Raw genomic sequence first — 3,455 nt, 5'->3', positions numbered from 1 at the left:
CGCCGGCGCCGATGATCGCCACCTTGCGCCCGACCGGCTTGCCATGCTTGAGCACATCAAGATACGACAGTACCTTGGGGTGATCGATGCCGGGGATAGCGGGCAGGCGCGGCGCGATACCGGTGGCCAGCACCACTTCGTCAAAGCCGGCCAGATCGTCGGCGGCAACCCGCTTGCCCAGCGCCAGCTTGACGCCGGTCAGCCCGATCTGTTTCGCGAAGTAACGCAGCGTCTCGTAAAACTCTTCCTTGCCCGGGATGGTTTTCGCCACATTGAACTGGCCGCCGATCTCGTCAGCCGCATCGAATAGGGTCACGTCGTGGCCGCGCCCGGCGGCGACGGTGGCGAAGGCAAGGCCGGCAGGTCCCGCACCGACTACCGCCAGTTTCTTCGGCTGTGCAGCCTTGCTATAGACCAGCTCGGTCTCGCGGCAGGCGCGCGGGTTGACCAGGCAGGAAGTCAGCTTGCCCTGGAAAATATGGTCAAGACAGGCCTGGTTGCAGCCGATGCAGGTGTTTATCTCGTCGGCACGGCCTTCGGCGGCCTTGTTGACGAACTCCGGATCGGCGAGGAAAGGACGCGCCATCGACACCATATCGGCCTGGCCGCTGGCGAGCACCGCTTCCGCCACGTCCGGCGTGTTGATGCGGTTGGTCGCGATCAGCGGAATCTTCACCTTGCCCATCAGGCGCTCGGTCACCCAGGCAAAACCGGCGCGCGGCACCATGGTGGCGATGGTCGGCACCCGCGCCTCGTGCCAGCCGATGCCGGTATTGATGATGGTGGCACCGGCAGCTTCCACCGCCAGTGCCAGCTGCTCGACTTCGTCCGGGGTGCTGCCGTCGTTCACCAGATCCAGCATCGACAGGCGGTAGATGATGATGAAGTCGGGGCCGACCGCCGCGCGTACTGCCTTGACGATTTCAATCGGGAAACGGATGCGGTTCTCGTAGCTACCGCCCCAGCCATCAGTACGCTTGTTGGTATTGCGCGCGATGAACTGGTTGATCAGATAGCCTTCCGAGCCCATCACCTCGACGCCGTCGTAACCGGCGACACGCGCCAGGCGCGCGCACTCGGCAAAATCGGCGATGGTGCGCAGGATGTCGTCCTCGTTCATTTCGCGCGGACGGTAGAAATTGATCGGCGCGCAGATCGGCGACGCCGATACCAGATTCGCCTGGAAGCTGTAGCGGCCGGTATGCAGGATCTGCATTGCGATCTTGCCGCCGGCCTCATGCACCGCGTCGGTAATGATGCGGTGGTGGGGCACTTCGGACATGTCGTTGAGGATGGAGGCCCCCTCGGCCACGCGTCCCTCGTCATTCGGACCGACACCGCCGGTCACGATCAGGCCCACCCCGCCGCGCGCACGCTCGGCGTAGAAAGCCGCCATTTTCTCGAAGCCGCCTTCGGACTCTTCCAGACCGGTGTGCATGGAGCCCATCAGTACGCGGTTTTTCAGCGTGGTAAAGCCCAGATCCAGCGGTTCAAGCAGGTGCGGGTAGGCGGTCATGACAGCTTCCTCGTAAACGTAAGGTGTGGATTTTTATGGATGTAAGCCTGCCGCCGACGATACTTACTCCCTAGTAAGTTGTCAACGCAAATGCATAAACAGCCTTGGCAAGATATGATGGCACTGGCGCTAAACGCCGGATAAAAACCACATCAAGGAACGCTTTATATGTGCCAATCACAGCCCGGCTACAGCAGCCGACGCGACTTTATCAAACTGGCGGCACTGGGCGCAGGCGCCGTGATGCTGGGCAGCTTTTTGCCCCGGACCGCGTTAGCATCGGGTCAGGCGGATGCCCTGCTGCTGTCGTGCATGGACTACCGTCTGGTCGATGACACCGAGCGCTTTATGGCCGGCAAGGGGCTGAAGGACAAGTACGACCATGTGATCCTGGCCGGCGCTTCGCTGGGGGCGCTGACCGGCAAATTTCCGGCGTGGAATACCGCATTCTGGGAACACCTGGGTGTCGCCATCAAGCTGCATCAGGTGCACAAGGTCGTGTTGCTCGATCACCGCGACTGCGGCGCCTACAAGGTGGTGAAAGGAGAGGATTTCGGCAAGATGCCGGAAAAAGAAACCGAGGTGCACGCCGAAACGCTGATGGCACTGCGCAACAGCATTACCAAACAGCACCCGGCGCTAGAGGTGGAGTGCTATCTGATGGCACTGGATGGCAGCGTCGAGCACATCATACCGGCCTGAATAAGCCCGCCTTGGAAAAGGCGATGTTCCAGTTGTAAGTTGGTGACTTTGATTTCGGGTTTTGTGTCCGCTGCGCGGACATATTTGAGCTTGCCGCTTCCGCGCGGCAAACGGGGTTGGGCTGCTGACGCATAAGCGTCGCTCATCGCGGACAGCGAGCGCCAACTTGTGTGGGACATAGCCTCAGAAAAGCCCAGGTCGCATCACGCCAACGTCGCCGACATACAACACCAGGCCATAATCCGGGGCATAGCGTGCGGCGACATGGGTGGCGATGGCATCGGCCACCTCCGCATCGCAAATCACCTCGACGCGGATATTGCGGTCGAAGCTCCATGCCGCCCGCTTCACGCCGTAATGGCCGCCGCCGCGCGCATCGATCACGGTATAGCCCTGCGCGCCCAGACGCTGGATGTCGCGCGTCAATGGCGCTTCCAGCACGGCTTCACACACAATGGTCAGCAGCTTTTTAGGGTGGTAATCCATCTTATGCGCCCCAGAAATAGCACGTCACAGCCCAGTAAAGCGGGATGCCGGCGAGCAGGTTAAACGGAAAGGTCAGGCCCAGACTGGCCGCCAGCGAGAGTGCCGGATTGGCCTCGGGCACCGCGATACGCATGGCCGCTGGCGCGGCAATATAACTGGACGACGCTGCCAGCACGGCCAAGAGAAAAGCTCCGCCGACAGACAGTCCCAACAATGAAGCGACCCCCAGTCCCAGCAGCGAAAACAGCAAGGGCACCAGCAGGGCAAAGGCCCCGATAAACAGACCCGAACGGCGCAACTCGCCCAGACGGCTGGCGGTAATCAGGCCCATTTCCAGCAGGAACAGCGACAACACCGGCTTGAACAGGTCGAAATACAAGGGCGACAGGCTCTTGATGCCGCTCTCACCCGCGATCCAGCCGATAAGCAGGCCACCAGCGAGCAAGACCACACTCTTGCCCAGCAGCACCTCATGCGCCAGCCGTCCCCAGGCCACCCGATGCCCGCCACCGACGCGCGCCAGCATCACCCCGACAATCAGCGCCGGCATCTCCATCACCGCGAGAAACAACGTCAGCTGCGGCTCGTAAGACACGCCCTGACGCGCCAGAAAGCTGGTGCCTACGGCAAAAGTCACCACACTGACCGAGCCGTAGTGCGCCGCGATCGAGGCCGCATCGGCACGGGCCAGCTTGAAGCGCAGCAAGGCAAACGCCAGGATGGTGAGCGCCACACCCAGCGCCACCACGGC

The 3,455-nt window shown here is 61.9% G+C and carries 4 protein-coding genes; 1 reads left to right on the top strand and 3 read right to left on the bottom strand.

The window, feature by feature from the left end:
- Nucleotides 1-1,516 (bottom strand): 2,4-dienoyl-CoA reductase FMN-binding domain-containing protein (locus tag EGI20_RS16150; RefSeq protein ID WP_498632693.1); only part of this gene is annotated, 1,516 nt, incomplete at its 3' end.
- A gap of 168 nt (nucleotides 1,517-1,684) precedes the next feature.
- Between EGI20_RS16150 and EGI20_RS16145 the strand changes: the two genes are divergently transcribed.
- Entirely contained in the window at nucleotides 1,685-2,218 is a 534-nt protein-coding gene (locus EGI20_RS16145; protein WP_498632692.1) for a carbonic anhydrase, read from the top strand.
- 183 nt (nucleotides 2,219-2,401) lie between these two features.
- Here the strand turns inward: EGI20_RS16145 and EGI20_RS16140 are convergent, their stop codons facing one another.
- Together EGI20_RS16140 and EGI20_RS16135 are read right to left on the bottom strand one after the other, a co-directional pair.
- Nucleotides 2,402-2,704, bottom strand: coding sequence for a P-II family nitrogen regulator (locus EGI20_RS16140; RefSeq protein ID WP_124736224.1), 303 nt, complete (start codon nucleotides 2,702-2,704; stop codon nucleotides 2,402-2,404).
- A 1-nt stretch (nucleotide 2,705) separates the two neighbouring features.
- Nucleotides 2,706-3,455, bottom strand: a 750-nt coding sequence (locus EGI20_RS16135) for a sodium-dependent bicarbonate transport family permease (RefSeq protein WP_498632690.1), incomplete at its 5' end; no start/stop codon positions are given.

It is taken from the genome of Aquitalea sp. S1-19 (genome assembly GCF_024343515.1).
The sequence above is the reverse complement of the archived record's forward strand: the minus strand, read 5'-3'. Positions and strand labels throughout refer to the sequence as shown.

What these genes read in the sequence shown, in the direction of transcription:
- EGI20_RS16140 (WP_124736224.1), bottom strand. Translation starts at nt 2,704, where the DNA reads ATGGATTACCACCCTAAAAAGCTGCTGACCATTGTGTGTGAAGCCGTG.
- EGI20_RS16145 (WP_498632692.1), top strand. Translation starts at nt 1,685, where the DNA reads ATGTGCCAATCACAGCCCGGCTACAGCAGCCGACGCGACTTTATCAAA.